The sequence below is a fragment of the Glutamicibacter sp. genome (assembly GCF_050701915.1).
In the GTDB taxonomy this organism is placed as follows: Bacteria; Actinomycetota; Actinomycetes; order Actinomycetales; family Micrococcaceae; genus Glutamicibacter.
This window is the reverse complement of sequence record NZ_JBOGEG010000023.1, coordinates 15,149-35,847: the sequence shown is the minus strand read 5'-3', so window position 1 is coordinate 35,847 and position 20,699 is coordinate 15,149. Positions and strand designations below refer to the sequence as shown.

At 60.3% G+C, this 20,699-nt stretch carries 15 protein-coding genes; 6 read left to right on the top strand and 9 right to left on the bottom strand.

Annotated elements, in window-relative coordinates:
- The first annotated feature begins 38 nt into the window (after window positions 1–38).
- Entirely contained in the window at window positions 39–1,466 is a 1,428-nt protein-coding gene (locus ACRDT3_RS13265; protein ID WP_431493425.1) for a zinc-dependent metalloprotease, read from the top strand.
- A gap of 61 nt (window positions 1,467–1,527) precedes the next feature.
- On the opposite strand, the gene ACRDT3_RS13260 is transcribed toward ACRDT3_RS13265, so the two are convergent.
- From ACRDT3_RS13260 to nudC, 3 genes are all read right to left on the bottom strand, one after another.
- Entirely contained in the window at window positions 1,528–2,139 is a 612-nt protein-coding gene (locus tag ACRDT3_RS13260) for a SprT-like domain-containing protein (protein WP_431493424.1), read from the bottom strand.
- A 128-nt stretch (window positions 2,140–2,267) separates the two neighbouring features.
- Entirely contained in the window at window positions 2,268–4,391 is a 2,124-nt protein-coding gene (locus ACRDT3_RS13255; RefSeq protein WP_431493423.1) for an ATP-dependent DNA helicase UvrD2, read from the bottom strand.
- Window positions 4,388–5,224 (bottom strand): NAD(+) diphosphatase, encoded by an 837-nt coding sequence (gene nudC, locus ACRDT3_RS13250; protein ID WP_431493422.1) that lies wholly within the window; start codon window positions 5,222–5,224, stop codon window positions 4,388–4,390. The genes ACRDT3_RS13255 and nudC overlap by 4 nt, the downstream gene beginning before the upstream one ends.
- Window positions 5,225–5,474: 250 nt before the next feature.
- Here nudC and ACRDT3_RS13245 point away from each other — a divergent pair, with 250 nt between their 5' ends.
- Window positions 5,475–6,794, top strand: a complete 1,320-nt coding sequence (locus ACRDT3_RS13245; protein WP_431493421.1) for a phosphotransferase — start codon at window positions 5,475–5,477, stop codon at window positions 6,792–6,794.
- Between the two features lie 23 nt (window positions 6,795–6,817).
- Here the strand turns inward: ACRDT3_RS13245 and ACRDT3_RS13240 are convergent, their stop codons facing one another.
- Genes ACRDT3_RS13240 through ACRDT3_RS13230 form a run of 3 tightly spaced genes read right to left on the bottom strand, consistent with a single transcriptional unit; the run spans window position 6,818 to window position 13,730 of the window.
- Complete coding sequence (locus ACRDT3_RS13240; RefSeq protein WP_431493420.1) at window positions 6,818–10,135, bottom strand: ATP-dependent helicase; 3,318 nt, start codon at window positions 10,133–10,135, stop codon at window positions 6,818–6,820.
- The gene (locus ACRDT3_RS13235) at window positions 10,132–13,344 is read right to left on the bottom strand and encodes an ATP-dependent helicase (protein ID WP_431493419.1); all 3,213 of its coding nucleotides are present in this window, start codon (window positions 13,342–13,344) and stop codon (window positions 10,132–10,134) included. Before ACRDT3_RS13235 ends, ACRDT3_RS13240 begins: the two co-directional genes overlap by 4 nt.
- Entirely contained in the window at window positions 13,341–13,730 is a 390-nt protein-coding gene (locus ACRDT3_RS13230) for an MGMT family protein (protein WP_431493418.1), read from the bottom strand. Before ACRDT3_RS13230 ends, ACRDT3_RS13235 begins: the two co-directional genes overlap by 4 nt.
- Window positions 13,731–13,818: 88 nt before the next feature.
- Between ACRDT3_RS13230 and ACRDT3_RS13225 the strand changes: the two genes are divergently transcribed.
- The 4 genes from ACRDT3_RS13225 (at window position 13,819) to ACRDT3_RS13210 (ending at window position 17,362) form a co-directional block, all read left to right on the top strand.
- Window positions 13,819–14,502 carry a 3'-5' exonuclease gene (locus ACRDT3_RS13225; RefSeq protein WP_431493417.1) on the top strand — a complete coding sequence of 228 codons (684 nt, stop codon included), beginning with the start codon at window positions 13,819–13,821 and terminating at the stop codon, window positions 14,500–14,502.
- 246 nt (window positions 14,503–14,748) lie between these two features.
- Complete coding sequence (locus tag ACRDT3_RS13220; protein WP_431493416.1) at window positions 14,749–15,741, top strand: methionine ABC transporter ATP-binding protein; 993 nt, start codon at window positions 14,749–14,751, stop codon at window positions 15,739–15,741.
- Between the two features lie 3 nt (window positions 15,742–15,744).
- Entirely contained in the window at window positions 15,745–16,410 is a 666-nt protein-coding gene (locus ACRDT3_RS13215; RefSeq protein WP_431493415.1) for a methionine ABC transporter permease, read from the top strand.
- A gap of 103 nt (window positions 16,411–16,513) precedes the next feature.
- Window positions 16,514–17,362 carry a MetQ/NlpA family ABC transporter substrate-binding protein gene (locus ACRDT3_RS13210; protein WP_431493414.1) on the top strand — a complete coding sequence of 283 codons (849 nt, stop codon included), beginning with the start codon at window positions 16,514–16,516 and terminating at the stop codon, window positions 17,360–17,362.
- A gap of 176 nt (window positions 17,363–17,538) precedes the next feature.
- Here ACRDT3_RS13210 and hemL read toward each other — a convergent pair whose 3' ends face one another.
- Genes hemL through ACRDT3_RS13195 form a run of 3 tightly spaced genes read right to left on the bottom strand, consistent with a single transcriptional unit; the run spans window position 17,539 to window position 20,690 of the window.
- The gene (gene hemL, locus ACRDT3_RS13205) at window positions 17,539–18,846 is read right to left on the bottom strand and encodes a glutamate-1-semialdehyde 2,1-aminomutase (RefSeq protein WP_431493413.1); all 1,308 of its coding nucleotides are present in this window, start codon (window positions 18,844–18,846) and stop codon (window positions 17,539–17,541) included.
- A gap of 4 nt (window positions 18,847–18,850) precedes the next feature.
- A complete protein-coding gene (gene hemB, locus ACRDT3_RS13200; RefSeq protein ID WP_431493412.1) occupies window positions 18,851–19,834 on the bottom strand; it encodes a porphobilinogen synthase in 984 nt (327 codons plus the stop codon).
- A gap of 31 nt (window positions 19,835–19,865) precedes the next feature.
- A complete protein-coding gene (locus tag ACRDT3_RS13195; RefSeq protein ID WP_431493411.1) occupies window positions 19,866–20,690 on the bottom strand; it encodes a uroporphyrinogen-III synthase in 825 nt (274 codons plus the stop codon).
- Window positions 20,691–20,699 lie beyond the last annotated feature (9 nt).

Genomic DNA, 20,699 nt, shown 5'->3' with positions numbered 1-20,699 from the left:
CATGGGAACTATCAGCTACTCGCGGTAGTTTTAAAGGCATGGCACAGAACCCCCCGAACAACCGCCCTAACGGCGATGACGACGAAAACAATCCGCAGGACCCATTTTCTGCAATGTTTGGTCAGCTCTTCGGTGGCGGATTCGACCCGAATGACCTCCCGCCGCAGCTTCGCGATGCCCTTGGTGCTCAAGGCGATCCGGCTGCGATGCAGAAAATGATGCAGCAAGCTCAGGCCATGATGTCCGCGATGATGAGCAATAACGCCACTTCCGGTCCGGTGAACTGGAAGCTTGCATCCGACACCGCTTTGCAGGCCTACGCCAGCGATGATCCTGCGGTTTCTGACGCGCGCAACAACGCCATCAGCGATGCTTCAAACCTTTCTGAATTGTGGCTGGATAACGCCACGGTGTTCGAGTCGAACGGCCACGCGACCGAGGTGTGGACTCGCAAACGATGGTATGACATGACCTTGGCCACCTGGAAACAGGTCACCGAACCTGTTGCCGAGTCGGTAGCCAACGCAATCACCACCGCAATGAAGGACCAGATCCCCGAAGAGATGAAGGGCATGCTCGGCAACTCCGATGGCATGTTCCGCAATCTCGGAGCAAGCATGTTCGGCATGCAACTGGGCACTGCCTTGGGCGGCTTGGCAACTGATGTGCTTGGCGGCACCGATATCGGATTGCCGTTGGCAGGGACCACTCCAGGCATTATCGCGACCAACGTCAGCAAGTTTGGCGATGGCCTTGAAATCCCTGAGCAGGAAGTCCTGCTGTATGTGATTCTGCGCGAGAACGCTCATACGCGGTTGTTCAACCGAGTACCATGGCTAAGCTCCAAATTGATTGGTGCCGTGGAATCCTATGCTCGCGGCATCCACATCGACATGTCTCGCATTGAAGATGCAGTACGCGGTATTGATCCGTCCAACCCCGAAGCTCTGCAGTCGATGCTGGGCGAAGGACTGTTCACCCCGCAGCGCACCCCCGCTCAGGAAAAGGCTCTTGAAAACCTTGAGCTGACGTTGGCGTTGATCGAGGGCTGGGTTGACCATGTGGTCTCCTTGGCCGCTCAGAACCTGCCATTTGCGGGTCACCTGCGCGAAACGATGCGTCGCCGCCGTGCTTCTGGTGGTCCAGCGGAGACTGCTTTCGCGTCCCTGGTTGGCCTTGAATTGCGCCCGCGTAAGCTGCGCGAAGCGGCTGCCCTATGGGAGCACCTGCATGATGAACGTGGCATCGATGGCCGTGACGCCGTATGGGATCACCCAGATCTGATGCCTACCGCGGAAGACCTGACCGATCCTAAGGGCTTCACGCATCGACGTGAAGTTGCCGCGACCGAGTTTGATGACTTTGACGCGGCGCTGGGCAAACTATTGGATGGTGGCTTCGACAATGTTGAACCTGAAACCGAGGGCGGCGATGACTCCGGGAAACCGGAGGATCCAAGAAACTGATTAGGTCAAAACCTCGAAGAAGGGATGTGCACAAGCGCACATCCCTCCTTCTTGCATTGGATTATTGTTCCTCGTCATGGCCAAAGCCAGAAAGCTCATCTTCGGCCCTGCCCAATTCCTTTGCGTGAGCGTTGTAGCCTGCATGGAATGCCTCCAGGAAAATATCCGCCTGCGCTCTGCGTTCGAACTGGTTCAGCAAAGCTTGGAACCTAGGTCCGTGGCCTGCCCGCGGAGCCACCAAATGCGCCAGCTCATGGACTAGCACATAGTCCTGCACCCAGTTGGGCATATGCTGCAATGTGACCGATAAGCGGATGCTGCGTTGCCGATACGAAGCCGAGCCCCAACGCTTATTCTGGTTGGCTACCCAACGCACAGATTGCGGCGCGGCTTCGCCGGCAAAGTACTGCTGGTCAAGGGACGCGGCGCGGCTCTCCAACGCGTCATCGGTATGCCCCGCGGTGCGTGCTTGGCGTCCCTTGCGATACTTCGTGATCATCTCATCGACGAAGGCGCGTTCCGTTTTTTCGTCCAGCGCTGCAGGAACCTGAATAATCAGCCGGTTATCGCGCCACTGGGAGGAAATGGTCTTCTTGCGTTTGGCCGAACGGAGGATCCGCACTGGAATCTCATCTGGCGCTACGAAATCGACGGTATTTGGAAAAGCTGGCATTGCACCTCGCCCCTTTCCTCATCTACGGCAGTGGCCACGAATCGTCCCATCCGCCCTCTAAGTCATCACTTTAAGCTAAGCCCTAGCCTGGACAGCTTCGGCTCCAGTTCACCAATCTGTGGAGAACCCTATGCGCGGCGCTCGCCTACGACCGCAAGAACCGCCTCGCCATATCGTTCAAGCTTGCTTCGTCCCACCCCTGAAATCTTTGACAATCCCTGGATCGAATCCGGCTGGTGCTCCGCGATGGACATCAGGGTCGCATCGGTGAAGATGACGAATGCCGGGATCGCATTGGATTGGGCAATCTCCGATCGCCATTCACGCAAGTTCTCAAATAACGCCTCATCGTAAGCTGCGGGGCACGAGGCGCAACGCTTGAGCTTCCGCTCTTTCGCACTGGTCAGGAACGATCCACAGGTCATGCAGACTGCCGGCGTGATTTTCTGTTCGCGCTTGCGGTAGGTGGTTTGTTGCCTGCTGCTGGCTTGGCGTACCGATTTGATTCCATCGAGGAATCGCGATGGGTAACGGTGCGCACGTCCGCCCGGGGTTCTGGCCAGCGACCAGGACAGGTACAGGTGCTTCCGCGCGCGGGTAATACCCACGTACAGCAGGCGCCGTTCTTCATCGAAGCCCGCTTGGTCCTTGGCATAGGAGATCGGGACCAAGCCTTCGTTCAATCCAACAAGGAATACAGCGTCCCATTCCAAACCCTTGGCTGCATGGAACGAGGCCAAGGTGACGCCATCAAGTGTTGGTGCGTGCTGGATCGCTGCGCGGTCTTCCAATTCCTTGACCACATCGTGCAATGTGGCATCAATGCCTTGTTCTTTTTTGAGTGCAACGACTTCATCGGCCAGGCGTACCAGTGCAGACATCGATTCCCACCGCTGGCGCACAGCACCGGTGCCACCGCTTGGGGCGTTCACCGAGTAGCCGTGCGAGGAAAGCACATCGCGCACCATCTGCGCGACCGGAGTATCCGCGGCAACACTCAATCCTGCCCGCAAGGCGAGCATCCCTTCCTTGACTTCGCGCCGGGAGAAGAATCGCTCGGCTCCACGCATTACATAGGGGATGGAATACGCCGTCAGTGCTTGTTCAAAGGCCTGGGACTGCCCGTTGGTGCGGTACAAGATGGCAATTTCGGAGATGTCTTGCCCGTTTTTGAGCAACTGCTTAATGCGCTGGGCGACTTCCTCAGCTTCATTTTCGTCATCTGTCGCTTCAAAGAATTCAGGGGCCGGACCGTGTTCGCGTTGCGCGATGAGTTCCAGTGGCTCGGGCCAGGTGACGTTACGGTCTGGGACCTGGGATTCAATGCGCCGATTGGCCAGCACCTTATTCGCCAGGTTTACGACTTCAGGAGTGGAGCGGTAGTCGCGTACCAGCTTCACCACTTTTGCCTCCGGGAAGCGCGCGCCGAAGTTCAGCAAGAAGTCTGGGCGTGCACCGGTGAACGAATAAATGGTCTGGGAGGCATCACCCACCACGCACAGCTCGTTGCGCTGGCCAAGCCAGAGATCCAAGAGCCGTTGCTGCAACGGCGAAACGTCCTGGTACTCGTCTACGACAAAGTGGCGGTACTGCTGGCGTACACTAGCTGCGACTTTTTCATTGTCTTCAAGAATCGCAATGGTCAGCAGCAGTACGTCTTCGAAGTCGATAACTCCGCGGTCATCTTTGAGCTCTTCGTAGGTCTGGAAGATGCGGGCCATGCTGACTGCTTCGAGACCGTTTGGCAGTTCGCGGGAAGACGCGATCTTGGCGTAGCTTTCCGGGGTGTGCATGGACACCTTGGCCCATTCGATTTCCGCGGCCAGATCACGGACCATGGCGCGGTCGCTGGAAATGCGCAGGCGACGCGCGGCTTCCGCAATTAACGGGGCCTTGTGTTCCACCAAGTTCGGCAGGGTTCCGCCAACGGCCTGCGGCCAGAAGTACTGCAGCTGGCGCAAGGCCGCTGCATGGAAGGTACGTGTCTGAACGCTGGGTGCACCGAGCTGACGCAAGCGGGTACGCATCTCCGCGGCTGCACGCGTGGTGAAAGTCAGCGCGAGCACGCTGGTGGGATTGTAGATACCGGTATGCACGCCGTGGGCAATCCGGTGGGTAATGGCTCTGGTCTTGCCGGTTCCTGCACCCGCCAGAATACACAGTGGACCGCTGAGGGTTTCAGCTGCTTGCCGCTGTTCAGCATCCAGTCCCGCTAGCAAATCGACTGCTGGCGGATTGTCGTATTCGGTCACTTGCTCAGGGCCTCCGGAAGGGGTTCGCCGTACCAGGTACGGATCAATGCGTGGGCTATCGAGACTCCGCGCGGTATGTCTATTGTTCCTGATTCCAGAGCTTCCCGCAGTTCGGCTCGTGTGAACCAGCGAAGATCCATGATTTCTGCACCATCGGGAACCAGTTCTTCGCTCAAGGCTTCAGCAGCGAAACCGAGCATCAGCGATCGCGGCATTGGCCAGGGCTGGGAACCACGGTAGGCAACATCACCAATATGCACGCCGGATTCTTCAAAGATTTCGCGGCGCACGGCAGACTCCAGGGACTCCCCTGCTTCGACGAATCCTGCAAGCACCGAGTACATCCGGTGCTTGAAGGTGGCGTTGGATCCCAGCAGCAATCGATCTTGGCTGTCGATCACCGAGGCAATGATTGCCGGGTCGGTGCGCGGAAAAAGCTCGTGGCCATTATTCACGCAACGCTGGCCCCAGCCGAACGTGGCTGCCGTAACCGGCGATCCGCATCGTGGGCAGAACTTCTCCGAAAGGATCCAGTTGGCGATTGCCTGCGCTTCAACAAAAAGTTCCGCATGCAGTTCATTGAGCAGGGTGAAGCCTTCACGTAGCGTCGTCCAGCGCTCAATGCCGCTGGAGGCATAGTCGTCTGCGTCAACGATAGCCAAGACGTACTCGGTGCCTGATGCACGCCCCAAATACACCTGGCGCTCGGAGTCTTTCGCAAGATATTCCGTGCCGTCAAGGAAAAAGAGATCAGAGCCGGCAGTTGCCGCGCCACCACCACTGATCAGCAGCACCTTGGTGCTTCGCTGTTTAAACAGGCCAGGCAAAAGCATCGGATCTTGCTTTTCGGTCAGTGGTCGCTCAATCAGAGACTGCCCAAAGTGCAGTCCGGTAAGTGGTGTTCGATAAGTTTCTGCCAGAGCCATACCTCTAACCTAATGCACGTAGCGCTCCAGAATCCTGATGCATTCTCATTGTGGATAGCCGTTGATGAATGAGATTCGTCGCAACTCTGAATGTTGCCGGTGAATCCCGCCATATTCCGTGCGTCATTCAACGATACAAAAGGGATTCTCGCATACGGTGGAACTTGTGAAACGCACTGCCATGGAACTCGCCGCAATCGCCACCGCCGCCGTCCCCGGATTGACTCCGGTTGGCTTCGCGGCGCTGTCCGACGATGCAGAAGATTTTGACTCAGCATTGATCGTCGACGCACTCAAGCATCGCTGGCGCGTTCGTTCACCTCGGCATGACGAGGCAAGCATGCGTCTGGAAGCAGAGCTCTCTGCCTTGCGCGCTTTCTCCGCCAAGGTCCGCGCTGCACTGCCCTTTTCGTTGCCTGCCGTAGCCGGTACCGTGCGCCAGGGCCCACTGCGCACCTTCGTCTACAAGGACATGCCCGGACACGTTCCGAGCCTCGATGAACTGGTTGACGTAGGCAGCAATCTGGCAAAGGCACTGGGCCAGTGCATGGCTGCCATCCACCAGATCCCCGATGAAGCTGTCGAGGTGGCAGGCCTGCCGACCTACACTGCCGATGAAATTCGCCAGCGCAAACTCAACGAACTGGATACCGCCGCAGCCACGGGCAAGGTACCAAGCCGTTTGCTGCGCCGTTGGGAACACGCCATGGAGGACGTGGCGCTGTGGCGGTTCAACGCTGCAGTAGTTCACGGTGACTTCGATGAAGAGCAGCTGCAGATTTCGCATTCCAGCATCACTGCAGTTAAGGGCTGGACCGATTTGCATGTCGGCGATCCCGCCGATGACTTCGCTTGGCTTTCGGCCATCGAAGACCAGAGCTTCAGCGAGCGCGTGTTCACCGCTTATGTCGAGGCTCGTGGCAAAGCTGCGGATCCGCACATCATGCGCCGTGCCGCGCTGGCCGCCGAATTCGCTTTGGCGCAGTGGCTGGTGAAGTCTTTGGATTCCAAGGACTACGAACGCATCGCCGAGGCCGAAGAGATGCTGCGTGAATTGGATCAGAACATCTCCGAATACGGTGGCCAGCCATTGTCGGTAGTGGAAGCGCCACGTCCTTTGGCTCCCCAACCAGAAGCGCCGGCCCGGAAGGCTCCAGAAAAGCCTGCCGCCGTCGCCGCGCCAAGCATCAACATCGACAAGGTCACTCCCCTGGCTGCGGAACCACCGAAGTCGGCAACGCCCCAAAGTGCAGTGCCAAAGGCCCAGCCGGCACCAGAGGAAACCGGAGACCAGCCAGCCACTGATGCTGTTCAGGCTGATGCCATGGGCAGTGCTCCCACGAAGGCAGAGCCCGCGCCCAAGGACGCCGGCCAGGATACTGATGCTGCGGAAGCTGAGTCGACTTCCGCACGTCCAATCAGCGCAGCTGAGCCTGCTGAAAACAATGACAAGCCCGTTGAGGACACCGAGAAGTAAAGGCTTCTTGGCGGCCCGAGCAGCTAGCCCTCGAGCTGTTCAAACGCGCTGCTGATCATCTGTTCCAGTTCTTGTTCATCGGAGAGATACTCCGCGTGGATCGTAATTCCCGCCGCCACATAGTAGAAGGCGGCCTTGATCTCCTCTAGGGGGATACCGTGCAGGCGTGACCAGCCCAAACGATACACCGCGAGCTGGACTAGCTTGCTCTTCAAATCCTTCCCGCTAGGAACTCGACCGGTTTTCCAGTCCAGCATCAGCCAGGTACCGTCATCCATCTGGAAGACGGCATCAATGCGGCCACGCACAGCCACCGGACCCACACGGGTCTCCAATGGCACCTCGACATAGGCCGGCTGCTGCTTGGACCATTCGCTGGATAGGAACGCGTCCTTCATGGATTCAAGGTCCAGCGCCTCATCAAGGTAGCCATCTGCTGGCTCCTGCAGGTCTCCCAGATCCAGCATTGAAGTCTTCTCGTAGAACTCTTCAATCCAGGCATGGAACGCGGTACCGCGCCGTGCAGCCAGCCCCGGTCGACGCGGCACCGGACGCCGAAGGTTCTCCAGTACTCCAACCGGGTCTTCGGCCAGCTCGACAAACAATGACGCACGCACGTGCTCTGGTGCCTCGATGCTGCGTTCACGGCCCGCCAAGAACTCGCGCTGGCCGAGAAGTTTCTCCGCTTCCTCAGCCCACAGCTGCCCGAAGCTGGTCAGCGGCTCATGGTCTGCTGAAACGGATTCGAGGTCCTTCGCCACATCCGCAATGACGTTGCGGCGTGAATACGGGTATGGAGTCCTTTGCACGCCCCCCGTGACGACGGGGCCTTCCAATGGATCGTAGGGCCACAGCGCTTCAAGGGGTGTCAAAGTGCTCGGATTTTGTTCCGGAGCCTCCTCGTCCTTCACCCAAACCGCGATTTCCGCTTGCGATTCTTCGCCTTCGGTCAGCGGAAGCAGGCAGGTGAAGAATTCTGATGGCGCGGTTGGCTTGGTACGGGTGCTCGTCCAGACACTGCTGCTGCAAATCAGCAATGATTTGGCGCGGGTCACCGCGACATAGGCCAGTCGACGTTCTTCGGCAATATGGTGGTCCTCAACCTGGTCCTTGAAGATCGATTCGGCTTCCAGCAGCTCCTTCAAGGCCGGCTGCTCGGTGTCCCATTGGGGCAGGTCGCGGGCGTCGCCACGGATTTCCCAGGGCAGCGCCTTATCGCCGCTGGTCCACCGGTCAGACTTGGAACCCGGGAACACCCCGTCGTTCAGGGTCATCACCGCCACGATGTCCCATTCCAATCCCTTGGAAGCATGAACCGTCAGCAATTGAACTGCCGCCGGATCAGCATCTTCGCTGGGCAGCGGAAGTCCCTTTTCCTTTTCGGCTGCCTGTTCCAGCCACATCAAGAAGCCGGCCAGTTCAACGCGTGGCGCATTGCGGCAGTATTCGCGCACCACATCGGCAAAGGCATCGAGGTTCGCCCGTGCCTTGTCGCGAGATATCCACGGACGGGAAGCGACCTCGATGTCGAGATTCATGGCGCGTTCGGTCTCGCGAATCAGCGTTTCCAGGTCATCGTTGGCCAGCAGCCGCAAGCCCGCGAGTTCATCGCGCAGGGCCACCAGGCGCTCGTAGCCCGCTGCGCTTATGGTCCTGCCGTCATTGCTGGTCCATCCTTCCTTGGGCAGGAAGTCCAGTGCTTCAACGAGGCTGGCGGCATCATTGAGTTCGGCGCGGGCCGCTTCAGTCGCTTCTTCTTCGGGGCTCTGCGCGTCTACGCCTTCTGCCGGGTTTGGCTGCAGGCCACGGGCTCGTCGCCGTTCCAGCTGGCGGGACCAATCGGCGAAAGCCATCAGGTCTGCGGCGCCCAATCGCCAGCGTGCTCCGGCCAATAAGCGCATGAGCTTATCGGAGCGCAGCGGGTCAACCAGCACGTGCAGGTACGAGACCAGGTCGGTGAGCTCGGGGGTGCTCAGCAATCCGGATAGCCCCACGAGCTGGTATTTGATGCCCCGTTCAGCGAGCACCTCGCCCATGATGCTCAACTGGGTACGATTTCGCGAGAGCACCGCGCTGGTTTTCGGCTCGGAGGATGACCGATTCTCGGCAACAATCATCTCAGCAATGGCTTCTGCTTCTTCGCGAACCGTCGCGCAACGGTTGAGCACCACACGACCGGGCTTGGCATGCGCCGAAGAATCCAGCGGCTTGACCGAGACCGGGCCTTGATGCTGCGGCCCGCCGGCGGTGATGCTATTCGCTGCCGCGAGCACGTTGACGGTATTGCGCCATGCGATGGTCAGGTGCTTTACGTGGGCAACTTCCCGGCCTGTGTCCCGGACAATCGGGAAGACTTCCGGGAATCGGAACAGCTGTCCGGCACTGGCCCCGCGGAATCCATAAATGGACTGGTTAGGGTCGCCCACGGCGGTGACCGGATGGCCTTGACCATAGAGTTGCGAGAAGAGCACCATCTGCGCGTGCGAGGTGTCCTGGAATTCATCAAGCAGCACCACCTTGTGGCTGGCTCGTTCGGCGAGCGCAGCTGCCGGCACGTCTTGGGCGATATGAGCTGCGTGGGCCACCAAGTCGCCGTAATCCATCACCCCGAGTCGCTTCTTTTCCCGGGCATACTCTTCAGCCAGCTCGGCAATGGTGGCACGTGACGCCAGCTTGTCGATGAGCTTGAGGGCTACTTGGGTAGTCTTCTTCGGCTTCTCTGCGTCCATCGGCAAGGTGCGCAGGCGTGCCACCAGTTCATCAATCCACTGATGGGCTTCTGGTGCGGTGACCAGGTGCTCGGATGCTTCGGAACTGAAGGAAACGATGGCATCAATCAATGTGCTGGTGGCACTGTTCAGGTGCTCGTAGTTGCCGGTGTATCTTTCCAGCACCGAGTGGGCCACCTGCCATGATTGGGCCGCACCCAACAAGGCACTGTCTTCTTCAAGGCCAAGCCGGAGCCCATGGTCCTGGACCAGGGTGTTGGCGTAGGAGTGGTAGGTGGATACCGCAGGGTCCAGGAAGTCCCGGGTTTCTTCTGCGCTGAGCAGGCCGGTGGCCACAAGCTGCGCGATTTTGGCACGGATACGCACGGAAAGCTCGCCCGCTGCCTTGCGGGTAAAGGTCACGCCGAGGATTTCTTCCGGCCGGACCAGTTGGTTGGCTACCAGCCAGACGACTTTATCCGCCATGGTTTTGGTCTTGCCCGAACCGGCGCCGGCGATGACCAGCATGGGTTCGAGCGGCGCAGCGACAATCTCTGCCTGCTGGGCGGTGGGCGGAAACTGCTCGCCCAGGGCTGCGGAGAGCTCTTCCGGGGTGAATCTGATATTGCTCATGGTTCGGTGACCTGTCGTCCTTGGGCGCACAAAGGGCAGATTTCGGGCAGCGTGCAGTTGCCGAGGATCCCTGCGGCTCCCGAAACGTGCCGAGTGATGAATTCGCTGTTTCCCATAAGTGCTGCGGCTTCGAAGATGAGCGTGCGGGCCCAATCCTCTTCACCGATTGATGGTTGTTCACGGACCGAGGCGCCCTTGGTGCTGGTACCGACGAAGACCAAGGATGCGCCGGCTGGCTCATCCGAGAGTCCGGCAGTTTCCTCGTGTTCTTGCAACGCGCCGAGCTGGATTGCGGTTTGGTAGACGCCTAGCTGCGGGTGTTCCAACGTAGCGTCCTTGGATGGCGCAGAGGAACCGGTTTTCAGGTCCACGACCCTCACCTTGCCATTGGCGTCGGCTTCGACGCGGTCGATAATTCCGCGAAGCTGGATTTGCGTGCCGTCGGGGGCTGGAACCTCGATCTGGAATGGCATTTCGCGGGCCACCAGTTCGCGTCCTTCCTGGCGCATGGTGACGCAGTAGGCGGCAAACTTCTTGAGCATGCTGTTGGCGCGGTCGAAGTCTCTTTGGCCTTCCCAGTTCTCCAGTTTTTCCAGTTCTGGCCAGCGTTGCTCCAGGATCCGCTGGTATTCGCTTCCGCTTGCATCGGGATGCTCTTCGGCGATGGAGTGGATCAGGGTACCCAAGGAGGCCGCGAAATCGCGGGCGGCGGTTCCACCAGCGCTTTGCACAAACCAGTTCAGCGGCGATTTCACCAGGGTTTCCACCTTCGACGGTGACACCCGCCGGGGCTGGTCTTCTGGGATAACCGGCCCATGGGTAGTCAGCTCACGCAACCCCCACCAGGAGCTAGGATGTGCTCCTCGCACTGGGCGATCTGCGTGCGCCAAGCGCCCAAGCACGTGGGCGGCGTCCTGGTACAAGCTATCTGCTTCTACATCGTCCGGCGCCGGTACTGCCCCGAGGCCTGCGGCCTTGGCCCTCTCGGCGGTGCTGCGCAGCTCTGCCACCAAGGTCGGAAGCGAACGGATGCGCGGAACCTCAGTGGGTTCCCTGCCTTCTGGCCCCGGTGGCTCGACCAGGTCAAGGAAGGAGGAGGGCTGGCTGTCTTCGTTATCGACCGCGGTACAGATCAGCTGGTCTCCGGCACGGGAGACGGCATTGCTGAAGCTACGTAATTCGTCGTTGCGGATTTGGCGTACCAGATGCGTTGGCGTTCGGGTGGCCAGGAATTCAATGCCATGCTCCGCGGCATCGGCGAGTGCGTTGGAACCGAGCAGCTCGCCACGGAGCCGGAGGTTGGGCCAGGAGCCCTCTTGCAGCCCGGGGATGAACACTACAGGCCATTGCTTTCCGGCAGCGGCCGCGGTGGTGAGCACAGTGACGGTTTGCCCACCAGCAGCACGGGTTGCCAAGGAGTCCATGGGCAAATCCTGGTGCAAGATGTGCTCGATGAACTGCTGCACGCTGGCGCCGGGAAGCTGATCCACGAAACGTTCTGCGGCTTGGAAAAGCGACAGGACAGCATCCAGGTCATGATCGGCGCGGCGGGCCGCAGTACCGGCGCCCAAGGCCTCTTCGCGCCAGGCTTTGGCCCGGCCCGAGGCTTCCCACATCACCCAGAGCGCTGTTTCCGGGGTAGCGGTTCCGCTGGCCAGTTCGTCTTGAAGCGCGGCGTACATCTTCAACAGGCGGTTCAACCCGTAACCCGGCTTGCCCAAATTCTCGGCCATTGCCGGTTCACGCAGGCAGGATTCAAGCAGCTCTTGGCTGGAGCGGCGTCCTCCGGCTGCGGCTTCCTGCTGGCGCAAGAGCTGGCGGATCCGGCGGATTTCCAAAGCGGTGCTCATCCCGTAGCGCGAAAGCAGCAGGTTCTGCATCAGGAGCGGGTCGTCGGTGACAGAATCGCTGAAGGCCAAGTTCAACAGGTCTAGCAGCGGACGGACCGCGCCTTCATCTTTCAATGGAATCTCAGCCGGTGGCACCTGCACGCCGATTCCCTGGCCTTCAAGAAAGCGGCTGAAGGAGCGCACCTGTGAGCCGTTGCGCACCACAATCGCAATTTCAGCGAGGCTGCGGTTTTCGTAAAGGTTCAGATGCACTATCCGCTGTGCGATGTAACGTTCTTCCAAGGTGGAATTCTCAAATACCAGCGCCTGGCATTGTTCATGTTCCGGCACGTTCAACGGCTCAATGGTCCGCCCGCGCAAGCCTGCGGCCAGCGGTACGCGGCTGACGATCCGTTTCCATGCCTCGGTGATCTGTTCAGACATGCGATAGCCGCGGGTCAGTTCGAGGCAGGTCGCGTCGCCGGTGCTCGCGTAATTTTGTGCGAAACGATGCAATTCATCGGTGCGGGCACCGCGGAATCCCTGAACGACGCTGTCGGGTGCCGCAAAAGCGACCATGGCGCGGTCCTTGCCGAGCAGCGCCAGGAGCCGGTGCTGCGACAGGGTGGCTTCTTGCAGGTCATCCACGAGGATCAAGTCCAAACGGTCTTGTTCTGCGTGCAGGAACGCTTCATTGTCGTCCAGAATTTGTGCCGCCCGAGTAATCAGCCCTGCCGGGTCGAATGCTTCGGCGCTGCCCAGGTCCAGCAGGTCGCGGTATTCCTGGTAGAACAGCGCCGCCGCGTGCCATTCGGGACGGTTGGCTTGCTGGCCGAGGTCAGCGATGTCGGCAGGTTCCAATCCGAGCTCTGAAACACGGTCAAAGAACTCGCGGATTTCCTTGCGGAAGCCGCGGGTCTCTACTGCCAGGGCCAGTTCGCTTGGCCACTGCGGTCCTTCGGTGAGGCCTTCGGCATGGCCTTCCAGCAGGTGGCCGATGAGGGTGTCCTGTTCCGGACCGGAGAGCAAGCGGGGAACGCGTTCAAGCTGGGGCAAGAGTCCTTCAACGCGGGCACGGCGAATCAAATCAAAGGCGTAGGCCGACCAGGTGCGAACCACGGGTTCGGTGAAAGTCCGATCTGCTCGGCGGCTGAGTTCATCACGGATCGAGGCAGCAGTCAGTCGAGTTGGTCCGATGATAAGCAGGGACTGCGGATCAAGCCCTGCGTCCAGATGCGCAACGGCGGTGTCGATGAGCAGATGGGTCTTGCCCGTACCGGGCGCCCCGGTGACCAGGACAGGGCTTTTCACCGAATGCAATTGGCCAAGAACCGCGGTGGCATCTTCGCGGGGCTGGCTTCGGGTCTCTTCCATACTCATAGTTGATCATCTATCTCGGACATTTTGGGGTTGCCCAGCGCCGTACGCAGCGCGTCAATTTTTTCCCACGCCAAGTCGCTGGGGTTCCAGCGGTATCTGTTCATGTTCACGTGCCTGCCCGGGGCTGCCAGTTCTTCGGCGATCCAGTGCCGTTCTGCTGTTTCGGCAAGGGCGTCGGCCATGGAACCGTTGGAGCGGATGATCCGCCACCACGGCGTCCCATCCGGCGCGCTTGCCATCGCCTTGCCCGCTTGGCGTGCTCCCCCGCTTCCGAGAAGTTCTGCCACGTCCTTGTAACTGAGCACCGCACCTGCCGGGACGAGTGCTGCGAGGCGATGCACCGCCCCGGAGTAGTCCAGGGGCTTTTCGGCTGCGTCAGATGTCATAGTCCTATTCTGCCAATTAGCTTGCAGTACTCCACAACACGCAATTCACAGGGCCGTCCTGTCCTGCCTTGGCTGTAGCGTTATATCCATGACTGAATGGCATAAGGGCCTGGCAATTGGCTTTGATTTGGAAACCACTGGTGTTGATACCAATACGGCGCGCATCGTTACGGCATCGGTTGTCTTGCTGGATGCTGATGGCAACGTGGTGAACAACCGCGAGTGGCTGGTAAACCCCGGGGTCGAGATCCCAGAGGCTGCGGCCGCAGTTCACGGGATCTCCACCGAGAAAGCTCGGGCCGAAGGCGCCCCGGCGAAACAGTCCGTTCAAGAGATCTTGAACTTGTTAAAGTTCGCCTCGGAGCAAGCGCCAATTGTTGCCTTTAATGCTTCGTATGATTTCTCCGTGCTCTACAGCGAAGCCGTTCGCTACGACCTTGAGCCCTTCTTCCCGGGCAATGTGATCGATCCATTCATCATCGATAAGCAGGTTGACAAGTTCCGCAAGGGGAAGCGCACCCTAGCTGCGGCTTGCGAGTTCTACGGTGTAGTCCTCGAAAATGCGCACACTTCGTTGGCTGATGCAATTGCCTGCGTCGAGGTCGCTCGCCAGCTGGGCGAACGCTATCCGCAGTTGCAAGTAGATCCGATGGTGCTGCATGGCTGGCAGATAGGTTGGGCGAAAGAACAGGCCGAAAGTTTCCAGAAATACTTACGCAAGACGAAGCCTGAAGCTGTTGTCGACGGCGCCTGGCCTATCACCGAGTCGTAAAGATTGAAACAATCAGCTACTTGTGCTCCATTTCACACGGGGTCGCCAAGCCTCGCGACCACTATATGGAAGTCAATCGTTCATTTTCTGTCACAAATCAGCAAATTATATTCGAAGGCTCCCGCTTAAAGGTCTCATACTAAGAATCTTGACTACGATTTCCCCTTGATTCGGGCGATTTTGTTCGATGATGATTCAATGGAGGGTACTCTCTACACCCTTTGAGAATCTGAAGGAACACGCCTAGTGATCACAGTCAGTGACCTGCGCAAGGTCTACCAGCAAGACGGCAAGGATGTTGTTGCCCTTGATGGTGTCAGCCTTGAAGTCCCTACCGGGAAAATTCATGGCATCGTCGGACATTCCGGAGCGGGTAAATCCACTCTCGTCCGTTGCTTGACCTTGCTCGACCAGCCCACGTCCGGAACCGTTGCCGTTAACGGCAAGGAGCTGACCAACGTCAGCACCGACGAGTTGCGGAATGCGCGACGTCGAATTGGCATGGTTTTCCAGCACGCGAACCTCTTCGATTCGCGCACCACCGAGCAGAACGTGGCGTACCCGCTGGAGCTCGTGGGCACGCCCAAAGCCGAAATTGATGCCAAGGTCGCTGAACTCCTGGAGCTCGTGGGCCTGACCAGGTTCGCCAAAGGGTACCCATCCCAGCTTTCCGGTGGCCAGCGCCAGCGCGTAGGCATCGCCCGGGCACTGGCAACCGATCCGGATGTCCTGCTATGCGATGAGCCAACCAGTGCATTGGATCCAAAGACCACCGACGAGATCCTCGACTTAGTCAGGAAGCTGCGCGATCGGTTGAACATCACCGTGCTGATCATTACCCACGAAATGCACGTCGTGAAGCAAGCCTGCGATTCCGTCTCGCTGCTTGAAGCCGGCAAGATCGTGGAGCACGGCAACATCGAACAGGTCATCACCAATGCCGGAGGCAGTTTGGCTTCCACCTTGCTCCCGCTTCCGGGCGATGCACCGCGCGTGGAGGGCGAGGGCCCGATTCTGGACCTGCTCTACACCGGCGACCAGGCGACCCAGCCTGTCATCTCTTCCATTTCCCGCTTGTTCAATACCGATGTCAACGTCTTGGCCGGATCTGTTGAGCAGCTCGGCGAGCAGCAGTACGCGCACTTGCGCCTGCAGCTGGCTCCTGACGCGGACCTGGATGCAATCGTGAACCACCTGAAGTCCACCGGCATCGCCGTTACCGTGAAGGGAGCCAAGTAAGCAATGGATTTCTTCACCCCCACCGTGCTCAAGGCCGTAGGCCAAGCGACCGTCGAAACACTGCAGATGGTCCTGATTTCAGGTGTGATCACCGTGATCATCGGACTGCTGCTGGGCATCTTGCTGCATGTAACCGGCAAAGGCGGACTGGCGCCAGTACGCTGGCTGAACGCGATTCTCTCCACGGTTATCGTGAACATCACCCGTTCGATTCCCTTCGCCATTTTGATGGTCGCCCTGATTCCGTTCGCCGCGATGCTCATCGGCACCGCCCTGGGCCCGATCGCCGCCTCGGTCTCGTTGACTATCGGCACCGTTCCGTTTTTCGCCCGCCTGGTGGAAACCGCCTTGCGCGATGTTTCCGCTGGCAAGGTCGATGCCGCGCTGGTGATGGGTTCCACCAAACTGCAAACCATCCGCAAGGTCCTGGTTCCAGAAGCCATGCCCGGCATCATCTCGGCAGTCACTACCACCCTGGTGACCCTGATCGGCTACTCCGCGATGGCTGGCTTGGTAGGCGGTGGCGGTTTGGGTCGCCTGGCCTACAACTATGGCTACGTCCGCTACAACATGCCCATCATGCTTGCGACCATCGTGATTATCGTGATCCTGGTCCAGCTGGTGCAGGTCATCGGTGATGCGATTGCCCGCAAGGTCGATCACCGCTAGTCAAAACTTCCGCCGGTTGATCCGGTGGCGCCGTGGAACCGCTGAGGCCACGGCAAATCCGCTCGCACTGTGCCTCACGGCTCTACCTAAGGAAAGACAAGTTATGCGCAAGAAACTCGCACTCGCCATCACCGGTGTTGCCGCCGCATTCGCCCTGGCCGCTTGCGGCAGCAGCGAACCAACTGCTGATGCTTCAGCGACCTTGGATCCAGCAAACCCGACGGTTATCAAGGTAGGCGCCAGCCCGGTCCCACAGGCTGACATCCTGAACTTCATCGATGAGAATCTGGCGAAGGAAGCCGGAATCGACTTGGATGTCATTGAGATCGACGACTATGTCACCCCGAACACCGGACTTTCCGACGGCTCCCTGGATGCCAACTACTTCCAAACCGAGGCCTACCTGGCAACCGAGATGAAGGAAAAGGGCTACGAGTTCGCGCACGGCGCTGGTGTTCACGTTGAGCCAATGACCGTCTTCTCGAAGCAGTTCAAGGACGCCAAGGATGTCGCCGAAGGCACCAAGGTGCTGCTGAACAACGACCCAGTGAACCAGATCCGCGGCATGCGCGTCCTGGAGGAAGCTGGTCTGCTGCAGAACCTCAGCGATGACGACTCCCTGCTGACCGTCAACGGCAACGCGGACAAGAACCCGCTGAACCTCGAAATCACAGACGCCAACGCCGAGCAGGTCGTCCAGTACTACAAGTCCGATGATTCCATCGGCCTGGCAGTCATCAACGGCAACTACATCGTCCAGGCGAACCTGAACAAGGACGAAATGCTTGCCCAGGAATCCGGCGAGAACAACCCCAACGCCAACTTCCTGACCTGGCGCGACGGCGAAGAGACCGCGGCTGTTGCGAAGCTCGAAGAGCTGCTGCACTCCGATGAGGTCCGCGACTACATCGAGAAGACCTGGACCGACGGCAGCGTCATCGCCGCTTTCTAATCCGGTTTCCAGCCATGGGGCATTCCCCAGCGCTTGAGCCTTGACTGCCCGAGTTCCGTTCACGGAACTCGGGCAGTTCCGTTTCCCGCCGTCTTTCCAGGCTTAAATGAGCCAGGGCCAGGCAAGCACCTCGCGGTGCCTGTCTGGCCCTGGCTATTGCCCCCTGGGGCCTGGGATTAGGCCGTGGCAGCCGCAGCGGCCCGGGCAGCAGCTGGAAGGGCAGCGAAGATCTTCTCCATCGCGGCATCATCATGGGCTGCCGAGACGAACCATGCTTCGAAGACGCTTGGCGGCAGGTACACCCCGGAGTCCAGCATCGAGTGGAAGAACGGTGCGTAGCGGAAGGCTTCCTGGCCCTGCGCATCAGCGTAGTTGCGCACTCCCCTTTCGGAGGTGCCGAAAGCTACCGAGAACAAGGTGCCGGCGCGCTGGATCGAGTGGTCCAGGCCTGCAGCATTGAAGGACTGCGTGATAGCCCCCTGCAGCGCCTCGGACTGCTTGGCCAGATGCGCGTAGACGTCCTCGGTGGCGTGGGTCAGCTGGGCGATGCCGGCAGCCATGGCTACCGGGTTGCCCGACAGCGTGCCTGCCTGGTAGACCGGACCCAGCGGAGCTAGGTAATCCATGACCTCGGCGCGTCCGCCCAGGGCCGCGGTGGGCAAACCGCCGCCGATGACCTTGCCGAAGGTGTAGAGGTCTGCGTTCCAGCCCTCTTCCTTGCCGGTCAGGCCCCAATAGCCCGACGAGGAAGCGCGGAAGCCGGTGAGGACCTCGTCGAGGATCAGCAGCGCGCCGTGCTTGGCGGTGGTCTCCTTCAGGAACTTGTTGAAGCCGTCCTCGGGAACTACAACGCCCATGTTGCACGGAGCCGATTCGGTGATCACCGCGGCGATGTTCGCGCCGTGCTCGGCGAAGGCTGCCTCGATGGCTGCGCGGTCGTTGTAGGGCAACACCAAGGTCTCTGCTGCCGTGGCAGCGGTAACGCCGGCGGAACCTGGCAAGGCCAGGGTGGCAACACCCGAGCCGGCGTCGGCCAGCAGTCCGTCGAGGTGGCCGTGGTAGCAGCCGGAGAACTTGATGACCAGGTCCCGGCCGGTGTAGCCGCGGGCCAGACGGACGGCGGTCATGGTGGCTTCGGTGCCGGTGGAGACCATGCGCACGCGTTCCACCCCGCCCATGCGGGACTTGATCAGCGCGCCGAGCTTGGCTTCATCCGGGGTGGATGCGCCGAAGGACAATCCGCGGTCCACGGCCGCGTGCACGGCAGCCTGGATTTCCGGGTGGGCGTGTCCGAGCAGTGCCGGACCCCACGAGCACACCAGGTCGACATACTCCTTGCCGTCGGCATCGGTCAGGTATGCGCCCTTGGCGCCGACCATGAATGGCGGAATGCCGCCGACCGAACCGAAGGCACGCACCGGGGAGTTCACGCCACCTGGCATGACTTCGCGGGCTTCGGCGAAAAGCTTTTCAGAGTTCGACATGTTATTACTTGCCTTCCTTGAGCCAGCCGGCAACTTCGGCTGCATAGTAGGTGAGGATCTGTTGGGCACCGGCGCGCTTGATCGACAGCAGCGATTCGAGCACGGAGGCCTTGCGGTCGATCCAGCCGTTGGCGGCGGCGGCCTCGATCATCGAGTACTCGCCGGAAATCTGGTAGGCGGAGACCGGAACTGGGGAGATATCGGCAATATCGCGCACGATGTCCAGGTAGCTCATGGCCGGCTTGACCATGATCATGTCGGCGCCTTCGGCAATGTCCAGTTCTGCTTCCAGCACCGCTTCGCTGCGATTGGCCGAATCCATCTGGTAGGTTCGGCGATCCCCCACCAGCTGGGAGTCCACGGCCTCGCGGAAGGGACCGTAGAAAGCGCTGGCGTACTTGGCGCTGTAGGCGAGGATGGAGACATCCTGGCGCCCGGCGGCATCCAGGGCCTGGCGGATGAAGCCGATCTGGCCATCCATCATGCCCGATGGGCCCAGCATGTGGGCGCCGGCCTCGGCCTGGGCCACGGCCATCTGGCCGTAGATTTCCAAGGTCGCATCGTTATCCACGTTGCCCTGCTCGTCGAGCACGCCGCAATGGCCGTGCGAGGTGAATTCATCCAGGCAGACATCGGACATGACCACCAGTTCATCGCCCACCTCGGCGCGCACCGCGGCGATGCCCTGGTTCAGGATGCCCTGCGGGTCCAGGCCCGCCGAGCCGGTCTCGTCGCGCTCTGCGGGAATGCCGAAGAGCATGATGCCGCCCAGCCCCTGTTCGGCCGCGTTGCTGGCGGCCGCCTTCAGCGAGTCCATGGTGTGCTGGTAGACCCCGGGCATGGAAGTGATCTCGTTTGGCTGGCTCAGGCCCTCGCGCACGAAGGCTGGCAGGATCAATTGGCGGGCCGAAAGCTCATTTTCTGCCACCAGGCGACGGATGGCAGAATTCTGCCGCAACCGGCGCGGGCGATGCTGGGGGAAACCCATGGCTCCTCTTTCTCCAGTTCTCAATAACTTCTTATTCGGCATTGCTGTCTCCGGCACCGGCAGAACCGGTGCGCTGGAGCAATTCTTCGGCCGCACGGGCCAGGCCCTGCGGCGTGGGCTGCGCGGCAATTGCGTGCACGGGCAACCCGGCCCGTTCCATGGCCGCGGCCGTCGGCTTGCCGATGGCAATGGTCTGCGTCCTGGCAGGCAATTGGCTTCCCGCCAGCTGGATGAAGCGACGGGCCACGCTGGGGGCCGGGAAGACCAGCAGATCCAGCTCTTCCAGTTTGGCACCGATCTGCGCCGCCGGCAGGACCTTGATCCCCGGTGCGGCTGCCGTTTCGGTGACCGGCTGGCCGCCGCGCCCGGCATCCACGGTTTCATAGGCAATGCATTCGGCAACCTCGACGCCGTGCTTGGCCAGCCCGTCTGCCAGCGTTGAGCTGGCCAGATCCCCATGCGGATAGCAGATCCTCGCCCCGGCTTCCACCGCCCATTCGGCCACCATCCCGGCAGCCGACTGCTCGGCTGGCTGGAAGTGCACCGGACGTCCCAATAGGCGGGCAATCGCCTCGGTGGTCTTCTGGCCTACCGAAGCAATCCGCAGTTCTCCGGGAAGCTGCCGGCCGGCCAAAACCTGTTCAACAACGTGGACGGTATTCACCGAGGTGAAAACCAGCCAGCTGTAGCGGCCGGCAACCAGTTCCTCGCCCATGCGGTGCAGCTGGCTGCGGTCCCGGGGCCAGGCGGTTTCGATCAGCTGGGCGCACCACGAGATGATGCCCAGCTGTTCGAATTCCTGCACGGTGGCCGCGGCGCGCGCCGGGTTGCGCAGGATCAGTGCTTGATAAGCCATCTGCCGGAA